Origin of the sequence: Vibrio sp. 10N.222.55.B11 (genome assembly GCF_041473705.1) — a bacterium.
In the GTDB taxonomy this organism is placed as follows: domain Bacteria; phylum Pseudomonadota; class Gammaproteobacteria; order Enterobacterales; family Vibrionaceae; genus Vibrio; species Vibrio crassostreae_C.
The window spans coordinates 1-236 of the sequence record NZ_JBFRST010000167.1; the positions used below are offsets into that span (position 1 = coordinate 1).

The 236-nt window shown below is 44.1% G+C and carries 1 tRNA gene; it reads right to left on the minus strand.

From position 1 onward, the window contains the following. Positions 1-83 precede the first annotated feature (83 nt). A tRNA-Asp gene (locus AB4503_RS25570) sits at positions 84-160 on the minus strand. Positions 161-236: the final 76 nt, after the last annotated feature.

Below are 236 nucleotides of genomic sequence, written 5' to 3' on the forward strand. Positions count from 1 at the left end.
ATTTTCCGGATTGGTATAACAACAAACACTTTTCTTCAAATGTAAAAAAGCCCTGCTATTGCTAGCAGGGCTTCTCTAATAAGTGGCGGAGTGGACGGGACTCGAACCCGCGACCCCCGGCGTGACAGGCCGGTATTCTAACCAACTGAACTACCACTCCGCAGTGGAATACTTGTCGTCGCTGACAAGTGTTCAAACTTTTTGTCTTCACTTTTAAAAAAGTGAAAATAAATTTG